23 protein-coding genes are annotated in these 23,409 nt (G+C 61.9%); 1 reads left to right on the top strand and 22 read right to left on the bottom strand.

The features are described 5' to 3' along the window. Positions 1–338: 338 nt before the first annotated feature. On the bottom strand, positions 339–1,784 hold the full coding sequence (locus tag QRQ56_RS33630; protein ID WP_438745715.1) for a sigma-54 dependent transcriptional regulator: 1,446 nt from the start codon (positions 1,782–1,784) through the stop codon (positions 339–341). 325 nt (positions 1,785–2,109) lie between these two features. Next, entirely contained in the window at positions 2,110–3,429 is a 1,320-nt protein-coding gene (locus tag QRQ56_RS33625; RefSeq protein ID WP_438745714.1) for a DUF3422 family protein, read from the bottom strand. A gap of 266 nt (positions 3,430–3,695) precedes the next feature. Between QRQ56_RS33625 and QRQ56_RS33620 the strand changes: the two genes are divergently transcribed. Further along, the gene (locus QRQ56_RS33620; protein ID WP_438745713.1) at positions 3,696–4,172 is read left to right on the top strand and encodes a hypothetical protein; all 477 of its coding nucleotides are present in this window, start codon (positions 3,696–3,698) and stop codon (positions 4,170–4,172) included. A gap of 149 nt (positions 4,173–4,321) precedes the next feature. Here QRQ56_RS33620 and QRQ56_RS33615 read toward each other — a convergent pair whose 3' ends face one another. The 20 genes from QRQ56_RS33615 to QRQ56_RS33520 form a co-directional block, all read right to left on the bottom strand. After that, positions 4,322–4,633, bottom strand: coding sequence for an alpha/beta hydrolase (locus QRQ56_RS33615; RefSeq protein ID WP_438745712.1), 312 nt, complete (start codon positions 4,631–4,633; stop codon positions 4,322–4,324). A 285-nt stretch (positions 4,634–4,918) separates the two neighbouring features. Next, positions 4,919–6,289, bottom strand: coding sequence for a PAS domain-containing sensor histidine kinase (locus QRQ56_RS33610; RefSeq protein ID WP_438745711.1), 1,371 nt, complete (start codon positions 6,287–6,289; stop codon positions 4,919–4,921). Beyond that, entirely contained in the window at positions 6,264–7,718 is a 1,455-nt protein-coding gene (locus QRQ56_RS33605) for a sigma-54-dependent transcriptional regulator (RefSeq protein WP_438745710.1), read from the bottom strand. The genes QRQ56_RS33610 and QRQ56_RS33605 overlap by 26 nt, the downstream gene beginning before the upstream one ends. A 10-nt stretch (positions 7,719–7,728) precedes the next feature. Beyond that, positions 7,729–9,414: a hydrogenase maturation protein gene (locus tag QRQ56_RS33600; protein ID WP_438745709.1), complete on the bottom strand. Its 1,686-nt coding sequence runs from the start codon at positions 9,412–9,414 to the stop codon at positions 7,729–7,731. 8 nt (positions 9,415–9,422) lie between these two features. Then, the gene (hypE, locus tag QRQ56_RS33595) at positions 9,423–10,463 is read right to left on the bottom strand and encodes a hydrogenase expression/formation protein HypE (protein ID WP_438745708.1); all 1,041 of its coding nucleotides are present in this window, start codon (positions 10,461–10,463) and stop codon (positions 9,423–9,425) included. Beyond that, positions 10,460–11,602, bottom strand: coding sequence for a hydrogenase formation protein HypD (gene hypD, locus QRQ56_RS33590; protein WP_438745707.1), 1,143 nt, complete (start codon positions 11,600–11,602; stop codon positions 10,460–10,462). Before hypD ends, hypE begins: the two co-directional genes overlap by 4 nt. Next, positions 11,599–11,835 (bottom strand): HypC/HybG/HupF family hydrogenase formation chaperone, encoded by a 237-nt coding sequence (locus tag QRQ56_RS33585; protein WP_438745706.1) that lies wholly within the window; start codon positions 11,833–11,835, stop codon positions 11,599–11,601. The genes hypD and QRQ56_RS33585 overlap by 4 nt, the downstream gene beginning before the upstream one ends. Then, positions 11,835–14,087, bottom strand: a complete 2,253-nt coding sequence (hypF, locus tag QRQ56_RS33580) for a carbamoyltransferase HypF (RefSeq protein ID WP_438745705.1) — start codon at positions 14,085–14,087, stop codon at positions 11,835–11,837. Before hypF ends, QRQ56_RS33585 begins: the two co-directional genes overlap by 1 nt. 2 nt (positions 14,088–14,089) lie before the next feature. Next, positions 14,090–15,001, bottom strand: coding sequence for a hydrogenase nickel incorporation protein HypB (gene hypB / locus QRQ56_RS33575; protein ID WP_438745704.1), 912 nt, complete (start codon positions 14,999–15,001; stop codon positions 14,090–14,092). Next, complete coding sequence (gene hypA, locus QRQ56_RS33570; protein WP_438745703.1) at positions 15,001–15,342, bottom strand: hydrogenase maturation nickel metallochaperone HypA; 342 nt, start codon at positions 15,340–15,342, stop codon at positions 15,001–15,003. The genes hypB and hypA overlap by 1 nt, the downstream gene beginning before the upstream one ends. Beyond that, a complete protein-coding gene (locus tag QRQ56_RS33565; protein ID WP_438745702.1) occupies positions 15,335–16,423 on the bottom strand; it encodes a nickel-dependent hydrogenase large subunit in 1,089 nt (362 codons plus the stop codon). The genes hypA and QRQ56_RS33565 overlap by 8 nt, the downstream gene beginning before the upstream one ends. Then, positions 16,420–16,929, bottom strand: coding sequence for a [NiFe]-hydrogenase assembly chaperone HybE (gene hybE, locus QRQ56_RS33560; RefSeq protein ID WP_438745916.1), 510 nt, complete (start codon positions 16,927–16,929; stop codon positions 16,420–16,422). Before hybE ends, QRQ56_RS33565 begins: the two co-directional genes overlap by 4 nt. Then, on the bottom strand, positions 16,926–17,135 hold the full coding sequence (locus QRQ56_RS33555; protein ID WP_438745701.1) for a rubredoxin: 210 nt from the start codon (positions 17,133–17,135) through the stop codon (positions 16,926–16,928). The genes hybE and QRQ56_RS33555 overlap by 4 nt, the downstream gene beginning before the upstream one ends. Next, positions 17,132–17,995 (bottom strand): hydrogenase expression/formation C-terminal domain-containing protein, encoded by an 864-nt coding sequence (locus tag QRQ56_RS33550; RefSeq protein ID WP_438745700.1) that lies wholly within the window; start codon positions 17,993–17,995, stop codon positions 17,132–17,134. The genes QRQ56_RS33555 and QRQ56_RS33550 overlap by 4 nt, the downstream gene beginning before the upstream one ends. Further along, on the bottom strand, positions 17,992–18,438 hold the full coding sequence (locus QRQ56_RS33545; protein ID WP_438745699.1) for a hydrogenase accessory protein: 447 nt from the start codon (positions 18,436–18,438) through the stop codon (positions 17,992–17,994). Before QRQ56_RS33545 ends, QRQ56_RS33550 begins: the two co-directional genes overlap by 4 nt. Positions 18,439–18,710: 272 nt before the next feature. Next, on the bottom strand, positions 18,711–19,007 hold the full coding sequence (locus tag QRQ56_RS33540) for a HypC/HybG/HupF family hydrogenase formation chaperone (RefSeq protein WP_438745698.1): 297 nt from the start codon (positions 19,005–19,007) through the stop codon (positions 18,711–18,713). Between the two features lie 27 nt (positions 19,008–19,034). Further along, positions 19,035–19,613, bottom strand: a complete 579-nt coding sequence (locus QRQ56_RS33535; RefSeq protein WP_438745697.1) for a HyaD/HybD family hydrogenase maturation endopeptidase — start codon at positions 19,611–19,613, stop codon at positions 19,035–19,037. 16 nt (positions 19,614–19,629) lie between these two features. Further along, the gene (gene cybH / locus QRQ56_RS33530) at positions 19,630–20,373 is read right to left on the bottom strand and encodes a Ni/Fe-hydrogenase, b-type cytochrome subunit (RefSeq protein ID WP_438745696.1); all 744 of its coding nucleotides are present in this window, start codon (positions 20,371–20,373) and stop codon (positions 19,630–19,632) included. A gap of 9 nt (positions 20,374–20,382) precedes the next feature. Continuing rightward, on the bottom strand, positions 20,383–22,173 hold the full coding sequence (locus QRQ56_RS33525; RefSeq protein WP_438745695.1) for a nickel-dependent hydrogenase large subunit: 1,791 nt from the start codon (positions 22,171–22,173) through the stop codon (positions 20,383–20,385). A 29-nt stretch (positions 22,174–22,202) separates the two neighbouring features. After that, positions 22,203–23,294: a hydrogenase small subunit gene (locus QRQ56_RS33520; RefSeq protein WP_438745694.1), complete on the bottom strand. Its 1,092-nt coding sequence runs from the start codon at positions 23,292–23,294 to the stop codon at positions 22,203–22,205. Positions 23,295–23,409: the final 115 nt, after the last annotated feature.

Genomic DNA, 23,409 nt, shown 5'->3' with positions numbered 1-23,409 from the left:
TACCTTATTGGCCGTCTAACTCCGCGCGTCGATTGGAGCGAACCGCGATCAGACCGGCTGGCCCGGCGCGCAACGGATTGCGGCTATCCATGGCGGTTGCCACATGCCGGGCAAGTGACTTCCAGCAAGTATCCATACCAGATGCCGCGACACCGGCTGCACCAGTGGCCGGTAGCCTGACGCTCGGGCAAGCCAAGAGCTTTCGAAAGCTGGCTAGTGCCAAGCTCCCTAAAAGGTTCGGAACTTCCCGCCGGGCTTACGCGCGATTGCGGGAAACGGACAATTTGCGCTGAAGGGTCGGTGCCGATTGCATCCTTGTCGTCGGGCATCGCAAACTCTCACTTAACTTCGTCGAGACCATACCGCTTAATCTTATTGGCAATGCCAACGCGCGACAGACCAAGTTCGTTCGCAGCCCGGCTTTGGTTCCAGCGATGGCGGCTCAGCGCCTCGTTCAAAATTTGCTTTTCCAAGCTCTCGACCTTGTCCTTCAAGGTCGTTCCCTGCGGCACAAATGCAAGCGCTGCGTTCGATCGCGGACGTGGCGGCGCGGCGAAAATGGACGGTGACATATACTTGGTCGTCAAATACTCACCATCATCCGCCAAGGAAACCATCCTGCGGATTTCGTTTTCGAGCTCACGAACGTTACCCGGAAAGTCGAACGCTGCGAGCTTTTCGAGGGTCCCAGCGGAGATACCAAGAATTTTGCGGCCCATTGCATCGGCATGTTTGGCGGCAAAAAACTCCGCAAGAGCCGGAATATCGACAGGGCGTTCACGAAGCGGGGGTACCTCGAGCTCGAAACCCTTGAGACGAAAATAGAGGTCCTGCCGATATTTTCCCGCGGCAACGAGCGACCGCAATGGCCGATTTGAGGCCGCGATAATACGAACGTTGCAGGTTTGCGTCTTGTCGGAACCGAGTGGTTTGACTTCTCCCTCCTGAAGAAACCTCAGCAGGCTCACCTGAAAGGATGGCGACACTTCCGATATTTCGTCTAGGAAAACCGTTCCACCGTCGCCGGCTCGAAACAAACCGAGGCGATCGGAGATGGCGCCCGTAAACGCGCCGCGCTTATGGCCAAACAATTCTGAATGAAGCAACTCATCCGACATCCCGCCGCAATTTTGGACCATGAGCGGGCTCGTCTTGCGAGTGGAGTTGTAGTGAATTGCGCGGGCCAACAATTCCTTACCTGTGCCGGTCTCACCTTGAATCAAAATGGGCAATTCCGTTCGCGCAGCCTTCCGCGCGAGATCGCACAATTCACTCAGCTTTTCACTGACATAGACAAGCTTCTCGAAACGTTGGCTCTCCACATGCAACGAAGCACCATTGCGTTGGTGAACTCCCACCGCATCGCCGCGGATCTTGAACTCGCGCGACAGCATGCGATGCCGGCGTGACAGCTCGCGCGACTCTAGCCCGCGCTCGACAACCAGGCCGATTTGCTTTGCATCCAACGGTTTTCGCACAAACTGATAAATTGCCGCCGGCGAAATCGCTTGTTGGCTCAATTCCGTCTTGGCCTCAAGCGCGAGGACACGAACGATGTCTGGGTGGCTGACACGCAAGTTGACGAGGAAGGCCAAACCTTCTCCACCTGATCCGTATTCTGCTAGAACAAGATCTACGTGGGCATCCGACAATGCGCTCGCCGCATCCTCCGCTGAGCGGACCACCAGGACGCGATAGCCATATTCTTCCGACAAAACCTCGTCGGCCGCAGACCATTGCGGTCCGCCTCGGGCAACGATGAGGACTGTTCCCTGCGTTTCCATGCAACGTATCTTGGCTATTTGACAATCTTCTTATCAGCAGGGAAAGGAACCTTCAATGGTCATTTCAGTTCAAGTGCGCGGCCCCCGGACGGATCCTGCTCCCTCGCCAAGCGAAGAACTCGACCTGCAGATCGCTTCTGCCACGCGATCCAACAGGGGGCGCGGATTCTTGAAAAGCCGGATATTCCGAGCCCGTACAGCACTCGCCGCTTCTGAAGAAGCTCCGTCGGAGAGATTAAGTCTAGCAGGGTCTCGTGCGCACCGAATTCCGGGTCAATGAAGTAGAGACCTCTGACGCACGGTCCCGGCCGACCTCCTTGGGTTATCATCCCTCATCGCTGACATGCTTTCGGCGGATCCGCCGAACGATCGACCAAATCATGATCGCGGCAACCGGAACAAACGCCGCAATCATGTAATTTGGTTCAATCGATACCTGTCCGCTGTCGTGAGCAGCTTTGACAAAATACGAAAATAGCCCCACGACGTAATAAGTTATCGCCGCGACAGACAAGCCTTCTACCGTCGTCTGCAAACGCAATTGCAGGCGCGTCCGAGCGTTCATTGATTGCAGCAGCTCCTGATTTTGTTGTTCGAGCTCGACATCCACACGCGTGCGCAGAAGATCTGCGGCGCGCGAGAGCTTGGCCGAGAGATTGGCCTGCCTAGCGTCGAGAGTGGCGCATGTTCGCATTGCGGGAGCTAGTCGTCGCGCAAGGAAGGATGACCAGGTCGGGAACTCGCGCAGCTTTCTCTCGCCTATCGTTTGCAACCGCTGCGTGACGATCTCTTCGTAAGCGCGACTGGCTCCAAAGCGAAAGCCACTGGCCGCCGCGCCTGCCTCGACCTCCGCTGCCATCTCCGTTAGTTCATTCAACAGCTGCCTGTTGCCGGCAATGTCATTCGCCCTGCGCATTTCGTCCATTACTTCGGCTAATCGCTTTTCGATAAGACCAACGGTGGGTGCGAGCCGATGAGCTTCGGGCAAGCCAAGAAGAGCAAACGTACGATAGGTCTCAACCTCAATGAGACGCTGAACGAGAGCTCCTGCGCGCTCTCGGTCCAGTCCATGATCGACAACGAGAATGCGAACAAATCCGTGGGGATCTGGCTGAAAATCGGTGGCGTAAACGGCCTTCCCATCCGAGTTCTCCGCCATTGCCAAACTTGCGCGATCGAACGAAAGCTCCGGCGCGGGCAGATTTTGTCGTGCAGGGAGCAGATGCAGATCGAGAGCAACTAACAGGGGTCCCGGTTGGGGAACGCGCCCCATTACAGCTGTGAGCGACGCAACGCCTGGGCTAAATGGCTCTATATCGACGTCTGATGGAATTTCCCAAGTATAAGTCGTGAATTCGGAATGCTGCTCCCACCGTAGAGCCATCTTGCCAAGTTGCGAGCGATAGTATCTCTCCTCAGGCGACGGTCCCACCGCCCCATATCTATTGCAGAGCTCCGCAAGGTTCACACGATCTGCCTCTGCTCGTCCTTCCGACGTATCGAAAGCAAAGTGGACGATACGGCTTGAAGCGGAGATTGGCGTAAATGGTCGAGCATGCAACTCGCGCAAAACGGCCGAGCGCAATGCATGAGATGATAGGGTAGTGCGTACTTGGTTATCACCGTTCAAAACGACATCGTTCATTTGCAATCCGGTCAACCTTGAAATCTCCACGGCCGATCCAACGCTCGGCGCGCGGACTCTGGTGCACGTATAGGCTCTGGTTCGGGCCGGTTGCAACATTCCCTATCTTGTTCAAGCGACAATAATTTGGGGTACTTGAATGTAAGCCGAGCTGTCCGCCGCGAAATAGCGGTAGAGCTGCCTAGCAACAGACAACCTGTATTGCCGATTGTGGTAGTGGCCGAAGACTCGAACATCAGTTAAAAGATTCCGGTGCTAAGGCAATTGTGATCTTGGACATATTTGCAGCGACGTTGGATCAGTGCGTCGCAACAACGAAAATGGATCATGTCGTGCTCTGCTCGATCGGCGATATGCTGCCGTTCCCCAAATCGGCAATTACCAACTTCGTCGCTCGAAAGATAAAGAAGATGATTCCGCAATTCGAATTGGTGGGCTCAGTAAGATACTCAGAAGCTCTGCGACTCGGAAGTCGTATGGTTCTCAAAAATCCCGAGATCAAGCCTGACGATGTGGCAGTTCTGCACTACACTGGTGGTACCACCGGCGTATCGAAGGGGCGATCCTCTCGCACCGAACCTTGTCGCCAACGTGTTGCAAAACGAGGCATGGTTTGGACTCGCACTCAACGCGATTCCAGCGGGCGAGCAGCCCGTCACGGCATGTCCCTTACTGCTTTATCATATCCTAGCGTTTATCACGAGCATGGTTACGCTGATGGTCGGCGGCAAGAATGTGCTTAAGTAGAAATATTGCCTATCTTGATTTCGGTATCATTCGCGCCGGCTTGGTATTTGCCCTGCGCGACAACCGTCTGCGATGTACATACAAACGCTGCAGCCGCAATAAATTTGAATGTGTGGAAGGGTCTCATCGAATAGTCTCCCAGTGCTTAGGAATGCACAGTAATCGGGTCTTCCAGGGGTCCGAACTCCGTAACGACCTGCTGCAGAATGCGCCTTGACCAGCGGTTGAGGCCAGCAGGAACTGTTTCGTCTCCGCAAAGGAAAGGAAACAGGGGATAGATGTGAACAGAGTCATCGACGAGTTCGACGGTGACTTCGACACCTTGCGCTTGGGCGCGTTGATGTATCCTATAGGTGTCGTCGAAAAGGGCCTCGTTCGTGGCAGCAGTCAGAAACAACGGCGGGAGCAGACGAAAATCGTCGAACAGTGGCGAGACGACTGGAAGCTGTTCGTTCAAAACTGTTTAGTCGCGCATTCGGAAGCGGTAAAGCACCCGTGCTTTGGATGTGGGGTGCGCGCCATCATTGCTCGCCAAACGTCGCGGCTTGGAATCGCCGGACCCGGCGGGTTCGAGGTTGGCGTCGGTGCAGGACGGGTGCAGATTGTGGTTCATGAGAAGTCGCCCGGACTGTCGTCTCCGTCATCGCGATTTGTGCAAGATCAGCAACTCGACCGGCTCTTGGCCAGACTATGCCGGCTTCGCAGGCATTTAAGGAAGTTGCCGGTGGGACCCCCCTGCTCTCTAGGCCGCGGGGAGAGCAAAAGAGAAGATAGCTCCTCCCTCTGGCGCATTGACCCCGGTGAGCTCGCCACCGTGCTCACGGACGATTCCATAGCTGATCCAGAGACCGAGCCCCGTTCCTTCCCCAACGCGTTTGGTCGTGAAGAATGGCTCAAATATCCGGCCAAGATTCTGCGCGTCAATCCCGGGGCCGTTATCTGAAATATGAACGAGAATGTCATTGCCGCGGCGAGACGCACAAACGGCAAGGCGTGGAGACCGGACGCTCCGCATCGCATCAATGGCATTCTCAACCAGGTTTACAATCACCTGATGGAGCTGTCCTTCATTCCCAGAAATCCAGAGATCGGGCTCGATATCCATCTGGATATCGAGCCGTGTTTTCCTCGTTCGGGCCGCCCATAGCACCGCCGTATTGATCATGGGCTGGATATTCACGCGCTCGACTTCTCCAAGCTTGCTGAAGGAAAGCCGGCGCAAGTTTTTCACGATCTCGCTAATTCGGACCGCACCCTCCATGGTCCCATCCAACAGCGGACCTAAATCCTCCAAAATGTCACCAATGCGAAGGCGTTTCCTCAATGCCTCGGCGTCTTGCCTCCTCTCACCATTGCCGTGTACCGCATCGAGATAGGCCGTGAGTGCTGTGCGATATCGCATCAGCGTATGAACATTCCCATAAACGAAGCTGATCGGATTGTTGAGTTCGTGGGCTACTCCGGCGACGAGCCGGCCAAGGCTCGCCATCTTCTCCTGTTCAATCAGCTGGCGCTGGGCGCGCTGCAACTCCTGGTGCGCTTTGTGCAGCGCTTCGTAGGCCCGGCGAAGCTCGCCGATGGGTCTTCCCGTCAGAACCACGCCGATGAAGCGTCCACGATGGTCGTGCCGGGGCGAGCTGTTGATTGCGAACAGGTCTGAGCTGCCGTCTCTTGTCAAGAAGCGGAGCTCGCCGTCTACCACGTCGGAGGTGCCGCGAGGCGAGAGAAGTGAAACGAGCTTGACGTTGTCGGCGGGGTCAATGACCTCCGCCATCTTCCAGCTGACGATCTCATCACTACTGCGGCCCAGTGTTCGCTGGAACGCCGAATTGACCTGCTGCACCAGCCCTTTCGCGTCGCAGACGATGAGGATGTCGGAGACGGATTCGATGACGTTGGTGACGAAGGCCTGCGCTTCCTCGAGTTCCGCATTCTTGTGCTCGAGGTCGACCTCGTAGCGCAGGAGATCGGAATAGACCTCGTCCATCTTGCGGATGACTTCGATCCAGGCGCCCTCGCGTTCGTGATCGAACTCGATCGCGCCGCGATCGGTGATCAGCTTGAGCAGCGATTCCGCCGCGCCGGTGTCAGGAGAATGCGTCGCCTTTGGCATTGTTTCTCAAATCATACCTGGACAGCTTGTTCCTGAGACCGACGCGCGACAGCCCAAGCTCGCTCGCAACCCGGCTGATATTGCCTTCATAGCGCTCCAGATAGCTGATGATAACCGACTTCTCTAGATCCTCCACCTTGTCCTTGAGGGTCGCAGAACCATTCAGCTTGCCATGGACCGCGATGCCCCGCTGCCCGCCGTTGCTCCGGCCGAGCTGCGTCGGGGCCCTTAGTTCGTCGGTATTGGCCAGAACAGCCATGCGCTGGATCTCGTTCTGCAGCTCGCGCACATTGCCAGGCCAGTGATATTTGACGAAGGCGTCGAAGGCCGAAACGGCAAAGCGCAGGTTCGGCCGGTTGAAGGAGGTTTTGACCGATGACAGCACCCCTTCCGCGATCAGGGGAATATCCATCGCCCGCTCGCGCAGCGCCGGCATGTGCAGGGGAAACGCTGCTAGGCGGTAATAAAGATCGCGCCGGAACCGCCCCGCCTCGACCTCGGCCTCGAGATCCCGGTTGGTGGCGGCGACCACGCGGACGTCGACCTTGCGCACCCGCTGAGCGCCGAGCGGCCGGATCTCGCTCTCCTGGAGCACGCGCAACAGCTTCACCTGGAAGGCCGGTGAGGTCTCGCCAATCTCGTCGAGGAAGATGGTGCCGCCGTCGGCGACTTCGAACAGGCCGATGCGATCCTGATAGGCGCCGGTGAAAGCGCCCTTCTTGCAACCGAACAATTCGCTTTCGAGCAGCTGGTCGGGCAGCGCGCCGCAGTTTTCGACCACGAAGGCCTTGGTGGCCCGGGCAGAACCGTAGTGGATCGCGCGCGCGAGCAGCTCCTTGCCGGTTCCGGACTCGCCGGTGATCAGCACGGAGATATCGTATTCGGCGGCGCGCCGGCCGAGCTCGATCACCCCATGCATCGGACTGTCCGGTGAATGCACGATGCGGTTGAAATCGTAGAGCTGCTTGGCGGCACCGCGCTTGACCGAGACGGCTTTCTTGACGTGCTCGGGCATCGCCTTGACGTCGACGCCCGCGGTCTCCGTCTCTTTCTGCAGGCGATAGAGCTGGACCGCCTCCTTGACGATGTCGATCAACCGGTCCGGTTGCCAGGGTTTCGTAATGTACTGATAGATGCCCGCCTCGTTGAGACCGGCGATGATGTCCTCCGAGTCCGAATAGCCGGAGATGATCATGCGCACCGGATCCGGCCAGAGCTCGCGCACGCGCTTGAGAAAACTGACGCCGGACTCGTTCGGCATGCGCTGGTCGCACAGGATGGCGTGGACGATCTCGCCTTCCAGCAGCCTTTCCGCGTCCGCCGCGCTGCCGGCGCAGAGCACCTCGAAGTCCTGATTGAGGACGCGCCGCAGCGCTTCCTGCGAGCGAACCTCGTCGTCGATGACCAAAATGGTTCCCTGAACGCTCATGATCGCACTGCTAAGCGAGGGGACTGGTCAGGCGCGCGCGCGACCGGTGGTTGGCAATCGTCAATGGCGTGCGCGACTTCTGCACCTTGTGGATAAAGTTGAAGCGAGCGACGTGGTAACTCGGATCGAATCCGTAAAAATTCAGCCGCATCCGCCGCAGCTCCTCGTCGCGATAGGCCTGCAGCGGCTTTTCCGCCTCGTCAGCGTCGCGCCGTCGCTGCTTGTCGGCAAGCCGCGCAACCAGACCTTCGTCTGCCGCCATGGCGGCGCCGCGCTTGACAAGGTTTGCGGTCTCGAGCTCCGCGCCCGACAGCACGCGGTCGATGATGCCCAGACGATGTGCTTCCGTCACCCCCATCGGGAGCCGACACTGCGTGATCCGGGTCGCGTTCGCGGCACCCGCACGGCGCGGCAACAGATAGGTCCAGTATTCCGAGCCGTAGAGATTGCCCATGTCCTTGTAGTGCGGATTGAGGATGATTTGATCGCCCGCCCAGACCTCGTCGGCGGCAAGGCTCAGGAATACGCCGCCCGCACCGGCATTGCCGCGAATGACCGAAATGACCAGGCGATCGGTGGTCTCGATGATCGCGCGGGCGAGATCGTCGATCGCATTGATGTTGCGCCAGGACTCGTCTGCGGCGCTGTCGGCCGCTTCGATCTCGGCGAGATGGATGCCGTTCGACCAATAGTCCCGGCCGCCGGTCAGGAACAGCACCCTGGTCGGACGCGCGAGCGCCGCGCGATAGGCCTTGAGCAAAGCCTCGCAGTCGCCGGTCGCCATGGCGCCATTGTAGAAGGAGAACGCGAGTTCGCCGACCTCGCCATGCTCGCGATACCGGATCGGGACGTAGCCGCAGCCGGGCCGGTGCGGCAGATGCCCCGCCTCCGCAGCGAAGACTTTTGCTGCCGGCAGCTTCAGGTCCCTCGGCGCAAGCCGCCTGACATGGCCGATCCAGACCGCGCCGTCGACCGTGGCGCGCGCCAGCGCGCCCTCGCATTGCGCGATGACGGTGCCAGGCACGCCGGAGATACCGTGCGCGTCATGCGCGTCGAACAGCCTGACGTCCTGAAAGAAAAGGCTATCGACGAGGCCCGGCACGCCGTCGGCGCTTTCGATCTTGCGCAGCACGGTCGCGGTCGTATCGTGCTGCCAGTCGATCGTCCGGTCCGCCTGGAGGCAAGGACCGCGTACACGAATGCGCGGATCTCCCGCATCCATCGGCTGCGGCGTCACTCCTCCGGCTTCGATCGCGTCGATGGCTTCGAGCACCGCCGCGACGGCGCACGACGTCACCTCATTGCGGTAGATGCTGGACTTGGCCGCGCGCCGCATCGGGAAGCTGCGGGATGCCCAGACCGGACCGGCGTCGAACTCGCCATCCGCCTGCAAGACCGTGACACCCCACTCCGCGACGCCTTTCAGGACCGCCCAGTCGAGCGCGGCCGGACCGCGGTCACCGGGCGGGCCGGGATGGACGACCAGGCAGCGCACGCTGCGCCAGACGTCGTCGGGAATCGCCCGCTTCAGGAATGGCGCGATCACCAGGTCCGGCCGATGCAGCGCCACGCTCTCGCGCGTGACGTCGGCATGGATGTCGAGCTCGACCACGACGTCGTGGCCTCGCTCCCTGAGCTCGACATGCAGACGCTGCGTCAGGCTGTTGAAGGAATGCGACAGGAGCAGGATGCGCATAATCGGTCCTAACAGATTCGCGGCAATTGCTCGCCCGACAGCCAGTCGACGATCCGCCCGCCGCCGAAGCTCGTAGCCATCTGCACGAAATGATGATCGTCGACCACGGCCTCGCCGATGTCGGCGGCGTCGCGGCCAAGCGGATGCGCCCGCATCGCGGCCAGCACGGCGGTGGCATGTTCGGGCGCCACGATCGCGACCAGCTTGCCCTCATTGGCGACGTGGAGCGGATCGAGCCCGAGCAGCTCGCAGGCCGCCGCCACGCCCGGCTTCACTGGGATCGCCTCCTCCTCAAGATGGAAGCCGAGGTCGGACTGCTGGGCGATCTCGTTCAGCGTGGCGGCGAGCCCGCCGCGGGTGGGATCGCGCATCAGGCGGATGCCACGACCGCCGGCCTGCACCATCCTGGCGACGAGATCGTGCAGCGACGCCGAATCCGAGACGATCTCAGTCTCAAAAGCAAGATTCTGCCGCTTGGACATGATGGCGACACCGTGGTCGCCGAGCGTGCCCGAGATCAGCACGCGATCGCCGACCCGCGCGTTCTCGGCCGAGAGATCGAGGCCATCGGGCACGACGCCAACACCGGCAGTCGAGATGAACAGTCCGTCGGCCTTGCCGCGCTCGACCACCTTGGTGTCGCCGGTGATGATATGGACTCCGGCCCCGCGCGCCGCCTCGCCCATCGATTCCGCGATGATCTTGAGGTCGGCGAAGCGAAAGCCTTCTTCGATGATGAAGCTCGCCGAGAGATAAAGCGGCGTCGCGCCGGCCATGGCGATGTCGTTGACGGTGCCGTGCACCGCGAGCGAGCCGATATTCCCGCCGGGAAAGAACAGCGGCGAGACCACGTAGCCGTCAGTCGTCATCACCATGCGCCCGGCGCCGACGTCGAACGCCGACTGATCATTGCCGCGCGCCAGCCATTCGTTACCGAAGCCTTCGTGGAACAGGCCTGAGATCAGCTGCGCCATGGCGCGGCCGCCCGAGCCGTGGGACAGGTCGACGCAGCCGTTCCTAATGTCGAGCTTGCGCTGATAGGCCTTCATGACGCGCGCCTCTGCTGATGGTCGCGGAAGCGGCCATAGGTCCAGTGCGCGGCGCAGGCGCCTTCGGATGAGACCATGCAGGAGCCTATTGGCGTCTCCGGCGTGCAGACCGTGCCGAACAGCTTGCAGTCGACCGGCTTCTTCACGCCGCGCAGGATGGCGCCGCATTCGCATGCGGGATTGTCGTCGACGCGCAGATCGTTCATATCGAAGCGGACCTCCGCGTCGTATTTCGCGTAGGCGCGCTTCAGCTTCAACCCGCTATAGGGCACCTGCCCCAGCCCGCGCCACTCGAATTGATCGCGCAGCTCGAAGATGTCGGACACCTCCTCCTTGGCCCGCAGATTGCCGTCACGGTTCACGGCGCGGCTGTACTGGTTCTCGACCTCGTGCCTGTGCTCGTTGACCTGCCGCACCAGCATCAGGATCGCCTGCATCATGTCAAGCGGTTCGAAGCCCGAGATCACCACCGGCTTGGCGAATTCTTCCGCAAAGAACTCGTAAGGCGCGGTCCCGATGATGGTCGAGACGTGGGCCGGCCCGACGAAACCGTCGATCTCGACGCGGCCGATATTGCGGATGTCGGGGCTCTCCAGAATGTTCTGCATCGCCGGCGGCGTCAGCACGTGGTTGGAGAACACGCTGAAGTTTTCGAGTAGCTTCTTCCCGGCCAATCGGATCATGACCGCGGTCGGCGGCGTCGTGGTTTCGAAGCCGATGGCGAAGAACACGACCTCGCGCTCGGGATTCTCTTCCGCGATCCGAATCGCATCGATGGTGGAGTAGACCATGCGGATATCGGCGCCCCGCGCCTTCGCCTTCAGCAGCGATGCGCCCTGCGAGCCGGGGACGCGCATCAGGTCACCATAGACGCACAGGATGATGTCGGGCCGCATCGCGAGCCGGATCGCCATGTCGATGCGCCCCGCCGGCAGCACACAGACCGGACAGCCGGGCCCGTGAATCATCCGCACGTTCGCGGGCAGCATGTCCTCCAGACCGTAACGCGAGATCGCGTGGGTATGGCCGCCGCAGAATTCCATGAAGCGATAGGGCTTTTTCGGATCGGCTTCAGCGCGGATCGCTTTCGCGAGCCCGAGCGCGATCTCCTTGTCGCGAAACTCGTCGGCATATTTCATGACGCGGCTCCCTGTCCCTCGGTGCTGAGCTCGCGCAGCAATTCGAGCGTGCGCCTCGCCTCCTCCGGATCGATCTTGGTCAGAGCATAGCCGACATGGATGATCACGTAGTCGCCGACGGCGAGGTCTTCGATCAGGGCAACCGAAATCTCCTTGCTGACGCCGTCGATGGAGACGATCGCCATCTCGTCGGGCAGGATCTTGGTGACCTCAGCAGGTATCGCGAGACACATCAGGCGGTTCCTTCCAGGCCTTGCTGTTCGAGTTGGAGCGCGGCGATCCAGGCCTGACCGAGGCTGAGACCGCCGTCATTGGGCGGCAATTGCCGCGGCAGCAGCGGCGAGAGACCGGCGGCGATACAACCGCGCTCAATCCCGGAACTGAGGATCGCGTTGAGGAAGCAGCCGCCGCTCAAGGCGACGGTCGTGATGCCGATTTCGCGCGCCGCACGGCCGATCCAGTCGACGCAGGCGGCCGCAAGCGTGCCATGAAACAGCTCGGCGCCGGCGACAGGATCGAGCCCCTCGGCCGCAAGGCGCGCGAGCAACGGAAACAGGGACAGCACGCCGTGCTCGACCATCCAGCCGTCGCTCATGATACGCGGCGTGCGAACGCGCGCCTCAAGCTTCATCGCAGCTTCGCCCTCGTAGCTTTGCACCGGGCAAAGGCCAAGCAGTGCCGCTGCGGCGTCGAACAGCCGGCCGGCGCTGGTCGTCACCGGCACGCCCGGCTGCTCGAGCATGGCGCAGAGACCTGCGGCCTGCGGCTGCCTCGCGAAACGGGTTGCGATCGCATCGCCGCGGCGAAAGCCATGCAGTACGCTTGCGGCCATGCGCCACGGCTCGCGCGCTGCACGATCGCCCCCCGGCAGCTTCATCGGCGCCAGATGTCCGAGCCGCCGGAACTGCACGCTCTCGCACAGCAGGAGCTCGCCGCCCCAATTGCCGCCGTCGCTGCCCTGGCCGAAGCCGTCAAGCACCAGCGCCAGCACCGGCCCGGCGACGCCATGCTCAGCCATGACGGAAGCAGCATGGGCATGATGATGCTGGACCGAGATCAGCGGCCGCCTGCTTGCTTCGGCGAAGCGGGTCGAGACCATGTTGGGATGCAGGTCATGGGCGACGACGACCGGCTCGACGTCCAGCGTCGACAGCAGGTGTTCGACGGTTTCCTCGAAGAAGCGGACGCCTTCGGCGGTGTCGAGGTCGCCGATGTGCTGGGAAACGAACGCCTCGTTGCCGCGCGTGACCGTCACGGTCGATTTCAACGCGCCGCCGACGGCCAGGATCGGCGGCACCGACCGCGCGAGGCGGACCGGCTCAGGCACATAACCGCGGGCGCGGCGGATGAACTGCGTCCGGCCCGCGACCACCGCGGCCACGGAATCGTCGGCACGGGTGACGATGTCGCGGTCATGGCTGACGATGAGGTCGGCGATGCCGGCCAGCCGCAGCTCCGCCTCGCGATTGTCGATCAGAAGCGGCTCGCCGCCTGGATTGGCGCTGGTGGCGACGATCGCCCAGCTCTCGGCGGCCCGTTTATGCGCCGAATCCAGCGCCGCGAGGATCAGGTGATGGAGCGGGGTGACCGGCAGCGCGATGCCGATCCGCGACAGCTCCGGCGCGATCCCGGGCGCGAGCCGGCCGCGCGAGGTCATCAGCACAATCGGCCGCGGCGAGGTCTCGAGCAGGGCAAGCTCGGCAGCATCGGCCGTAGCGATGTCGGCGACCGCGTCCACCGAGCCAACCATGACGGCAAACGGCTTTTGATCGCGCTGCTTGCGCTGGCGCAGGCGCTGCACGGCCGCTTCGTCACGGGCATCGCAGACGAGCTGAAAGCCGCCGAGCCCTTTGATCGCGACGATCGCGCCGGTCGCAATCGCGGCGGCGATGTCCTCGATACCGTAGCTGAGCCGCGGGCCGCATTGCGGGCAGGCGATCGCCTCGGCATGGAAGCGGCGGCTGCCGGGATCGGCATAGTCGCTCGCACAGGCCTTGCACATCGCAAAGCGCTTCATGGACGTGGTCGCGCGGTCGTAGGGCAGCCGCTCGGCAATTGTATAGCGCGGACCGCAATGGGTGCAGTTGACGAAGGGGTAGCGATAGAACCGGCTGGCCGGGTCGAACAGCTCGCCCAGGCATTTTGGGCAGGTCGCGGCATCGGCGACGATGCGCGTCGACACCCTGCCCTGCTCGCTGGCGCGGATGCAGAACTGCTCGCTCGCCATGGCGCCGACCGGCTGCACCGAGATTTCGTCGATGCGGGCGAGCGGCGGTTTTTCGAGCGGCAGCGCCGCGACGAAGTCCGACGCGCGCTCGCCTTCGACCTCGATGACGACGCCATGGGAATCGTTGGCGACGAAACCGCCGAGGCGATAACGCGTGGCAAGGCCATAGACATAGGGGCGAAAGCCGACGCCCTGCACAGCGCCGCGCACATGCAGGCGCAGCCGCCGTCGGTCCAGTGCTGTGGCCTCGCCGCCCATCGTTACTCCGCCGCAGTCATCGCGGCCGGCTTCAGTGCGGCCGACCGCCTGCGGATCCAGGCATAGACCGCCGCAAAACCTTCGCCGGTGCGTGCCGACACCGTCAACACCTCGATGTCTGGATTGACCCGCCGGGCATATTCGACGGTTTTTGCGAGATCGAAATCGAGCACGGGCGCGAGATCGATCTTGTTGATCAGCATCAGGGACGAGGCTGCGAACATGTCGGGATATTTGAGCGGCTTGTCCTCGCCTTCGGTGGTCGAGAACACCACGATCTTGCAGGCCTCGCCGAGATCGAAGGCCGCCGGACATACGAGGTTACCGACATTCTCGATGAAGAGCAGGCCGCCGTTCAGCGAGGGCAGCCGGTCATAGGCCTCGCCGACCATGGCGGCATCGAGGTGGCAGCCCTTGCCGGTGTTGACCTGGATCGCCGGCACGCCGGTTGCGCGAATGCGCTCGGCATCGTTGGAGGTCTGCTGGTCGCCTTCGATCACACCGATCGCAAAACTGTCCTTCAGCTCGGAGACGGCGCGGACCAAGAGCGAGGTCTTGCCGGCGCCGGGGCTCGAAACCAGGTTGAAGACCAGCACGTCATCCGCGCGGAAACGGGCGCGATTGTCGGTGGCCAGCCTGTCGTTCTTGCCGAGGATATCGCGCTCGACCTGGATGATACGGTCGCTGCTCATGCCGGCGATTTTCTGGCCGGCCGGATTGGCGCCGCAGTCAAGCAGCCCGGCATCGCCATGGGCGTGATCGTGGTGATGATGGTGATCATGGACATGACCGTGATGGTGGTGATGATGATGCCCGTCGTGATCATGATCGTGGTCATGCCCGTGATCATGATGATGATCATGGGCATGTTCGATGGATGCCTTGCCGTCGCTGCAGCCGCAGACCGTACACATCAGTCGACCTCCAGTTCCCTTACACGCATCTCTTCGCCGCCCGTCACCTGCAGTTGATAGCCACCGCAGGATGGGCATGGTTCGTAACGCTGCTTGATCTCGACGCTTTTGGAACACGCCATGCACCAGGCTGTCCCGGGCGTCTCGACGATCTCGAGCCTCGCCCCTTGTACGATGGTCCGGGCGGCGACGGCCTCGAAGCAGAATTTCATGGCCTCTGGGGCGACGTGGCTGAGCGCGCCGATCTCGAGGCAGACGATCTTCACCTTGGCGAAGCAACGCTTGCGCGCTTCCTCCTCGACGATTCCGATGATGCCCTCGCACAGCGCCATCTCATGCACGGCCGGCCTCGCGAAAGCTGAGGCTGAAACCGACGCAGGGGTCGAACGCGCCGACCAGCGCGCGCACCGCGTCCTGTCCCCGCTGGCCGGCGGCGAGCAGCGAACCCTTGAGGCTGCGGACCAGCGGACCGCGGGCATGAAAATTCCATTCGGTCGGCGCCAGGAATTCGAAGCTCGCAATACGATCCTCGTCGTCGAGCGCGACAGCGTGATAGAGCCGGCCGCGCGCGCATTCGACCGCGGCCGCGCCCTTGCCTGCGCCGAGGCGATAGCTTGCGACGACGCCGTCATCAAGGTCGTCTTGGCCGCTATCGAGCCAGGCGCAGAGCCGCGCGACTTCGGCGATGCGTGCCTTGAGGCGCGCGGCCGGACCTGCATCCGGCGGCAACACCGGCTCGCGCCGCTCCCTGCGCGCCCAGACGCCGGTTTCCGGAATGTTGCCACACAGCTCCGGCGCATCGGAATAAGCCGCACCATCCGCGAGCAGACGCGTGACGATTTCGAGATCATCAGCTGCGGTCAGGAAGGTCTGCTCGGCGGCCGGCGGCGACAACGCTTCGCCTTCGCAGCGCGCGACATAGGCGGCAAGCACGCTGCCCGGCGCGAGCACCTGGCCTTCGGCGATTCCCAGCGTGCCGAGCGCGGCCTTGATTTGTGCGACGGCGTCGCGGCGCAACGCTTCCGGCACGGCGTCGCTGGCGCCACCGAGCACCAGGGTTGCCTGCACCATGGCGCGCACGGCCCCGGCGCTCGTATCGTCGAGCGCGAGCCGCCCGACGAAAAGGCCGCGCAGTAATTCGGTCATCCGCTCCGCGACCACACCCATGACGCGACGGCGCACCGTCGTTTGCGTCGCCTCCTCCCCTTGTGCGGCCTCGACCGCCGAGAGAAACGCCACCTGGTGGGCGACAGAGCAGAGCGAGAACAGCCTTGGCAGCACTGAGAGCAGCGACATCGCCGGCTTGCCGGCAAACAGCCGCGTCAAAGGCGGCCGGCTGCGCGGCCGGATCGCGACATCGGCGATCGTGCCACTGGCGAGCCACACCGTGATGTCGATTTCGTTGCGGAACCCCAGGCTCATTCACGCCGCTCCGTCAAGGCCCCGCGAAGGAAGTTACGCCGATCGATCGGTGTTGTCGCGGGCTCGCGACGGCGGACCGCCTCCTCACTGTCTCCCGCCAGCATCAATTCCGCAATGGCAGCTTCGGCCGTCGCCCGCGCCGCGGCCATGTTCGTGAACTGAAACATCGGCGAGAACAACGAGCAACTTGCGATCCGGCCCATTTGTCCGACCTCACTGATGGTGAATTCGATGTTGCCCGCGGGAAAACGGATTTGCACGGTCGTGCCTGACATCGCCTGCGCCACGGCGCTCGCCGGCATCACCACGTTCATGAACCATGGCGTGACCATGATGCCGACGATCGTGCCGTTGAACCGGCGGAAACCGATCGCCTCGACGCCGAGCGCATCGTTGTAGATCGGCAAATCGCGCATCGCGCGCTCGCCGATGTCCCGGTAGCTTTCGGCCAGAAGCGCGCCCCACGCTACGGCATCGGCCTCGGGATCTGGTGGGCTCCCAATCATGCTTCGATCGCCATGAATTTGGATTTCGGAGCATCGCAGTTTGGGCAGTGCCATTCCTCCGGCAACGCCGCGAACGGCGTGCCGGGCCCGATCTGCGCGACGTCGTCGCCGTGGGCGGGATCGTAAACCGTCCAGCAAATGCCGCATTCCAGCCGCGTGGCCTCGGCGACATCCTGGCGCACGCCGAAATTTTCGAAGGCGCTCATTTGAAATAGGCCTCGATAATTTCCTGCAGCCGCTCGGCGGAGTCTTCGAAATCCTCGTCCGCGGCAAGCGCGACGGTCGGCACACCGCCGACTTCGAGCGTATCGAGGATGATGGTGTCCATGGCATTGAAGAACTGCACGGACCAGACATTGCGAATGCCCGTGGACAGCACCTTGCAGGTGCCATAGCCGCGCGATACGAGCTGGATCGGTCCGTTGCCGATGGTGTCCTGCAGAAAGCTCATATCGACCGGGCTCATCGGCAGCAGCGTGAAATTAATGATCTGCGAGCGGATGCCGGGCCGCCAGGCCAGCGCACGCTCGCGGATCTCAGCAAGCACCGGCAGCACGTTCATCGCGCCTTCCGGTACCTGCCCGATCTCAAAATCGGCGGACGTGAGGTCAGCAGCCGCGCGCTTCACGATCTCCGGAACCGCGCCGATCTCGATATATTCGGAGGTGGCGTCGGTCTCGAGCCGCACCCGCCAGATCCCCGCCAATACCGATTCCTGGATCTGGGCCAGCGATCCGTCGGGCAGAGCGACGACCCCGGCGACCTCACCTTCACCGAGCACGTCGGCTATGAGCTTGCTCTCGAGCTCGTTGAGATTGGCGAGCCGGAACAGTTGGGTCGGCGCATTCGCATTTTGGTCCGCGATGGCACGCGCGATCGTCGAGAGCAGCGTGACGGCGTTCGGGCAGTCCTTGGCAAGTTCGGCGCTATCGAGCGTTGCAAGCTTTGCCAGCGCTCCGGCCGCCGTCAGGCTGCCTTTCGATGCATTGAGACTCTCCTCGCCGATCGGAAATACGCTGACCGGTTGCTCGGCGCCTTCGGGCGCATCCCAGAATCCGACCTTCATAGCTCGACACCTTGCGCGCGATGCTGGGGAACGATGGTGACGGCGACCGCGGCCGCTTGCCCGCGCGGCCGGTCGATCAGCTTGGCGATGCGGTCGACATAGACCGACCAGTCTTGGATCTTGGCGATCAGACCCAGCGTCTCGCCCTTGGCGACGAAGATCAGCGTCGGTTGCACGCGCACGCCAAAGCGCTGGCCGAGCACGCTTTCGTCGCCGCGAGCGATGATGGCGCCGCGCAGCCGGCCGTTAAACGCGGTGATCAACTCCGGCAGCACCACGGCGACGTCGATCGCCTCGGGGAAACGATTGGGATCGCCCGCCGACAGGAGCACCGCGATCGCACCGGCCTCGTCGGCCGCGCCAAGAAAATGATCGACCGTCGCCGCATTGACCTCGGGCAGGCCGTGCCGAGTCAGATCATGCTTCCCCACCTGGAATTCCATCAAACCTCCCCTGACAAGCTTATGATTTCGCTCGCGGTAGGGAATAGCAAGGCATGTGCCAGAACACGCTAGCGACTTTCCAGAGTTATCTTATTGATATATATCCTCAATCTTTATGGCGATGAATTGGTTTGTTGTTCGATGATAAGATACTTTCCGCTTCTCTGGAATGTATCTTTGCATGCAGAAGGACTCTTTCCAGGCAGCTTGCAATTGCCGGCTGCCCGATGCCGCAGCGGGTCCGGTCGTCCGCGAACGCTGGACGTTGGGCTTTATTCGGACCGAAGGTGTGCGGGCAGCTGCGGCTCGCGATCGATGAGGTCGGCAAAGAAGCGGTCACAATCTTCGCCGTCGAGCGCTGCGCTAAGACCTTCGATCGCATCCGCGATCAGACGCGCCTCTTCCTCATCCAAAAGCCGCATCGCGGTGTCGATATAGACCAGCACCTTGGCACCAGCGGGCGGGTTTGAGAGCAACATCATGGAGACCCGGCGCTGCTCGCCGCGAAACGCGCACATCGCCGAGATCCCGTCGGTCTCGATAATCGTCATCGGCAGGCCGAGGCACATCCGGCGTTCTCCGAAAATCCGTGTCGGTCAGGACGGCCGCATCTCGTAGTTGAGATGGTCGATGTTATTGGCGAGCAGCCGCTCGGATTCCGTCAATGGCGCGCTGCGGTGTATTACCTCGACACCCCACGCGGCCAGTATCCCGCAGGCGAGATCAATCGCCGGGACGATCTGGTCGCGCACCGGCGGAGTCAACGGTCCTCCCCAGTCTTCGAGATCGAGCGGCTGGCAGCCGATCAGCGCGAGATGATGCGGGCAACGGCCGAGCAGATCGGCGGCGCTGATGACTTCCTGAAAGCCGGTCTGGTGCAGGCTCATCTTCTTGGCGCCGGTGAAACGCGGCACCTCATCGTCGCGCACGAGCTTCAACTGGCCGGGCTCGAGGCCGTAGTCGATGGCATCGAACACGATGAGGCGGTCGGCCTCTTCCAGATAGTTGACGAGGTAGAGCCCCTGCGTGCCGCCATCGAGGATGGTGACATTGACCGGCACGGCGTAGCGGCGGTGGAACTCCTCCACAGCGCGCACGCCGAAACCCTCGTCGGCCCACAGGATATTACCGATGCCGAGCACCAGAATGCGATCGTCTTGCGAGAATGTCGGCATCGGCCGCGCTCCCTTTTCAGTCGCGGAATTGCCGCTCGCCCGAGATCATCGAGGAGATGATGCTCTGGCGCGACATGATGTCTTCGCGGATCGCGGCGTAGACGTGCACCATCACGAACACGACCAGCGCCCACATGCCGAGATGATGCCAGGTGTGAACGTCCTGACTGTTCGGCCAGATCGCAAACACCCAGCCGAACAGCCTGTGCTGCCAGCTATCGATACCCTCGCCCTCCGAATAGAGCGCAAAGCCGGTGACGATCATGAAGGCCACAAACAGCGTGAAGCCCGTGAACATCGCGGTCTGCGCCAGCGGGTTGTGGCCGACATACATCTTCGGCTCACGCTCCAGGAAAGCGTACCAACGGATCTCGTGCCAGACTTCTCTCCAAAACTGCCGGCGATGCACCGGCAAGTAGAATATCTGCCGGGAATGGTGGTTGCCCGCGAAGGCCCACAGGACACGCGCGAAGAAGAACACCGCGAGCACCTGCCCCGCGGCGAAATGGGCGAAGCGAATGTAGCCCATCATGAAGTTGTCGGACGCCTCGCCCGCGAGCGACGGTAGCGGCGTTCCGATCAGATAGCCGGTCACCATCAACACGATGATCGAGAACGCGTTCACCCAGTGGCAGATCCGCACCGGCGCTTCGTAGACATAGACGGTGGGACGACCCACCGCATGTTCTCCGAAAGCGTCGGCTGCGATCGCCGTCAGGTTGGGCTTGGTGTCCGAGGCGGGAGCAACTGCATCCATCATGGCTTGCTCCTACCTGACCTTGACCTTGGCGAGTTCCTGGCCGTCCGGGCTCATAACGTGCGTTGAACAGGCCAGGCACGGATCGAAGGAATGGATCGTGCGTAGAATCTCCAACGGCTGTTCGGGATTCACCATCGGTGTGTTCATCAGCGACGCCTCGAAGGCGCCGATGTTGCCCTTGGGATCGCGCGGCGAACCGTTCCAGGTCGTCGGCACCACACACTGGTAGTTGTCGATCTTCGTCTCCTTGATCTTGATCCAGTGCGCGAGCGCGCCACGCGGTGCTTCTGTGAAGCCAAAGCCCTTGGCTTCCTTCGGCCAGCTCTCCGGCTTCCATTTGTCGACGTTTGCGGTCGAACTGTCGCCGGCCTTGATGTTGGCGACGAGCTTGTCCTGGAAGTAACGCATCTGGCGTCCGGCCCAGACGGATTCGAGCGCGCGCGCCGCGGTGCGGCCGAGCGTCGAGAACAGCGCCGACATGGGCAGGTTGAGATCCCTCAGGAACTTGTCGACCGGATCCTTGAACTCGGCCTTGTTCTGCGCATAGCCGACCACCCAGCGCGCCAGCGGTCCGACCTCCATGGCGTGGCCCTTCCAGCGAGGCGCCTTGATCCACGAATACTTGCCGCCTTCGTCGAGCTGCTCGATCGCGGTCTTGGTCCCCTTCGCATTCGGCCCGAGTTCGTAGTTCGGCTCCGTGATGCCATCCCAGGGATGAAGGCCCTTGGTTTCGTCGGGATATTTGTACCAGGAGTGGACCACGAACTCCTGGATTTCGTCGGGATTGGCGTGATCAACCGGAAGCACCTCGGAAAGGTTGCCGTTGATGATGGCGCCCCGTGGCAGCTTCAGATTCTTGGCAGAATAGTCGTTGGCATGTTCGGGCACGTCGCCATAGGCGAGCACACTCTGACCGGAGATGCCTCCACCATAGAGCCAGTCCTTGTAGAACGAACCGATCGCCGCCACGTCAGGCAGATAGACCATTTCGTTGAATTCCATGATGCGGTCGATGATCGAGGAGATCAGATTCAGCCGCTCCATGTTGATGGCGCCGACGGCCCCGGTGCCGTCTACATTGATCGGACAGGGCACGCCGCCGACGAGCCAGTTCGGATGCGGATTCTTGCCGCCAAAGATGGTGTGGATCTTGACGATCTCCTTCTGGAAATCGAGCGCTTCGAGATAATGCGCCACCGCCATCAAGTTGGCCTCGGGCGGCAGTCTGTAGGCCTTGCTGCCCCAATAGCCGTTCTTGAACGGCCCGAGCTGCCCGGACTCCACGAACTTCTTCAAGCGCGTCTGCAGATCCTTGAAGTAGCCGGGCGAGGACAATGGCCAGCTGGAGATCGACTGCGCCAGCGTCGAGGTCGCGCGCGGATCGGCCGAGAGCGCGGAGACGACGTCTACCCAATCCAGCGCATGCAGATGATAAAAATGGACGACGTGGTCGTGCACCTGCAAGGCAAGCTGCATCAGGTTGCGGATCGAGTTGGCATTCTCGGGAATAGTAATTCCGAGCGCATTCTCGACCGCACGTACCGAGGTCAGAGCGTGGGTGCCGGTGCAGACGCCGCAGATCCGTTCGGTGAACGCCCAGGCGTCGCGCGGATCGCGGTTCTTCAGGATCACCTCAATCCCGCGCCACATCGTGCCGGTAGAAACCGCGTTGCGGATGATATTGTCGGCGTCGACATTGACCTCGACCCGCATGTGACCTTCAATACGCGTTACGGGATCGACGACGATGCGCTTGCCGGAATTGTCGAGATTGAAGCCGTTGGGAGTCTGGATACCCATGGTTGTCCTGCCCTAATGTGTCGCTACGATCAGCTGTTGTGGTCGGTATCTTCGCGCTTGCTCGCGAGCCGCTTCACTGCAGTCACCGCCGCATGCGCGGCCACGGCGGCGCCGACGGCGCCGGCCGCCGCCATGCCGATCTGATCGGCGTTCTTCTCGATGCCGAACTGCTTGATGTTGGTGAGACGATCGTAGAACGAGCCCTTATCCCAGAAGCCGTCCTCCGAGCAGCCGATGCAGCCGTGGCCGGACTGAATCGGGAAGGAGACGCCGCCGTTCCAGCGCACGGTCGAGCAGGCGTTGTAGGTGGTCGGGCCCTTGCAACCCATCTTGTAGAGGCAATAGCCCTTGCGCGCAGCCTCGTCGTCCCATTCCTCGACGAACTGGCCAGCGTCGAAATGCGGGCGTCGGTAGCATTTGTCGTGAATGCGCTGCGAGTAGAACATCTTTGGCCGGCCCTGGCGATCGAGCTCGGGCAATTTGCCGAAGGTGGTGATGAAGGTGACGACGCCGGTCATCACCTCGGCGATCGGGGGACATCCCGGCACCTTGATGATGGGCTTGTTGGTGATGACCTTGTCGATCGGTGTCGCCTGTGTCGGATTGGGTTTTGCAGCCTGCACGCAGCCCCAGGATGCGCAGGCGCCCCAGGCGATGATCGCCATCGCGTCCTCGGCCATCATCTTCAGCTTCTCGACGAACGGCTTGCCGCCGTCGATGCAGAACATGCCGCCTTCGTTCAGCGGCGGGTTGCCTTCGACTGCGAGGATGTACTGGCCTTTGTGCTTGGCGCGGGTCTCCTCGAGGATAGCTTCCGCCTGGTGACCCGCAGCCGCCATGATGGTGTCGTCGTAATCGAGCGAGATCATCGACAGTACCGCGTCCTTCACCAGCGGGTGCGCCGAACGAATGAAGCTCTCGGAACAGCAGGTACATTCGAGGCCGTGCATCCAGATCACCGGAACGCGCGGCTTGGTCTCGAGCGCATTTGCGATGCGGCTCGCTGCCAGCGGCCCGAGCCCAAGGCTCGTCGCTGTAAGGCTGCAGAATTTGTGAAAGCTCCGACGCGTGATGCCTTGCCGCCTGATCACGCTGTAGAATGTTTCAGTCGCCGTGCCCATGAATCCTCCCACCGTCGGCTTTTGGCTTCGTAATGGTGCATAAGGACAGCAAGAAGCAGGCCAATTCCGCGGCGGAAACGAAAGTGTAGGAATCTCAAGAAGTTGGGAGATTTGA

This window comes from Bradyrhizobium sp. U531 (assembly GCF_051710265.1).
Taxonomy (GTDB): Bacteria; Pseudomonadota; Alphaproteobacteria; order Rhizobiales; family Xanthobacteraceae; genus Bradyrhizobium.
Note: the sequence above shows the minus strand (reverse complement) of the source record. Positions and strands in the feature narration are given on the sequence as shown.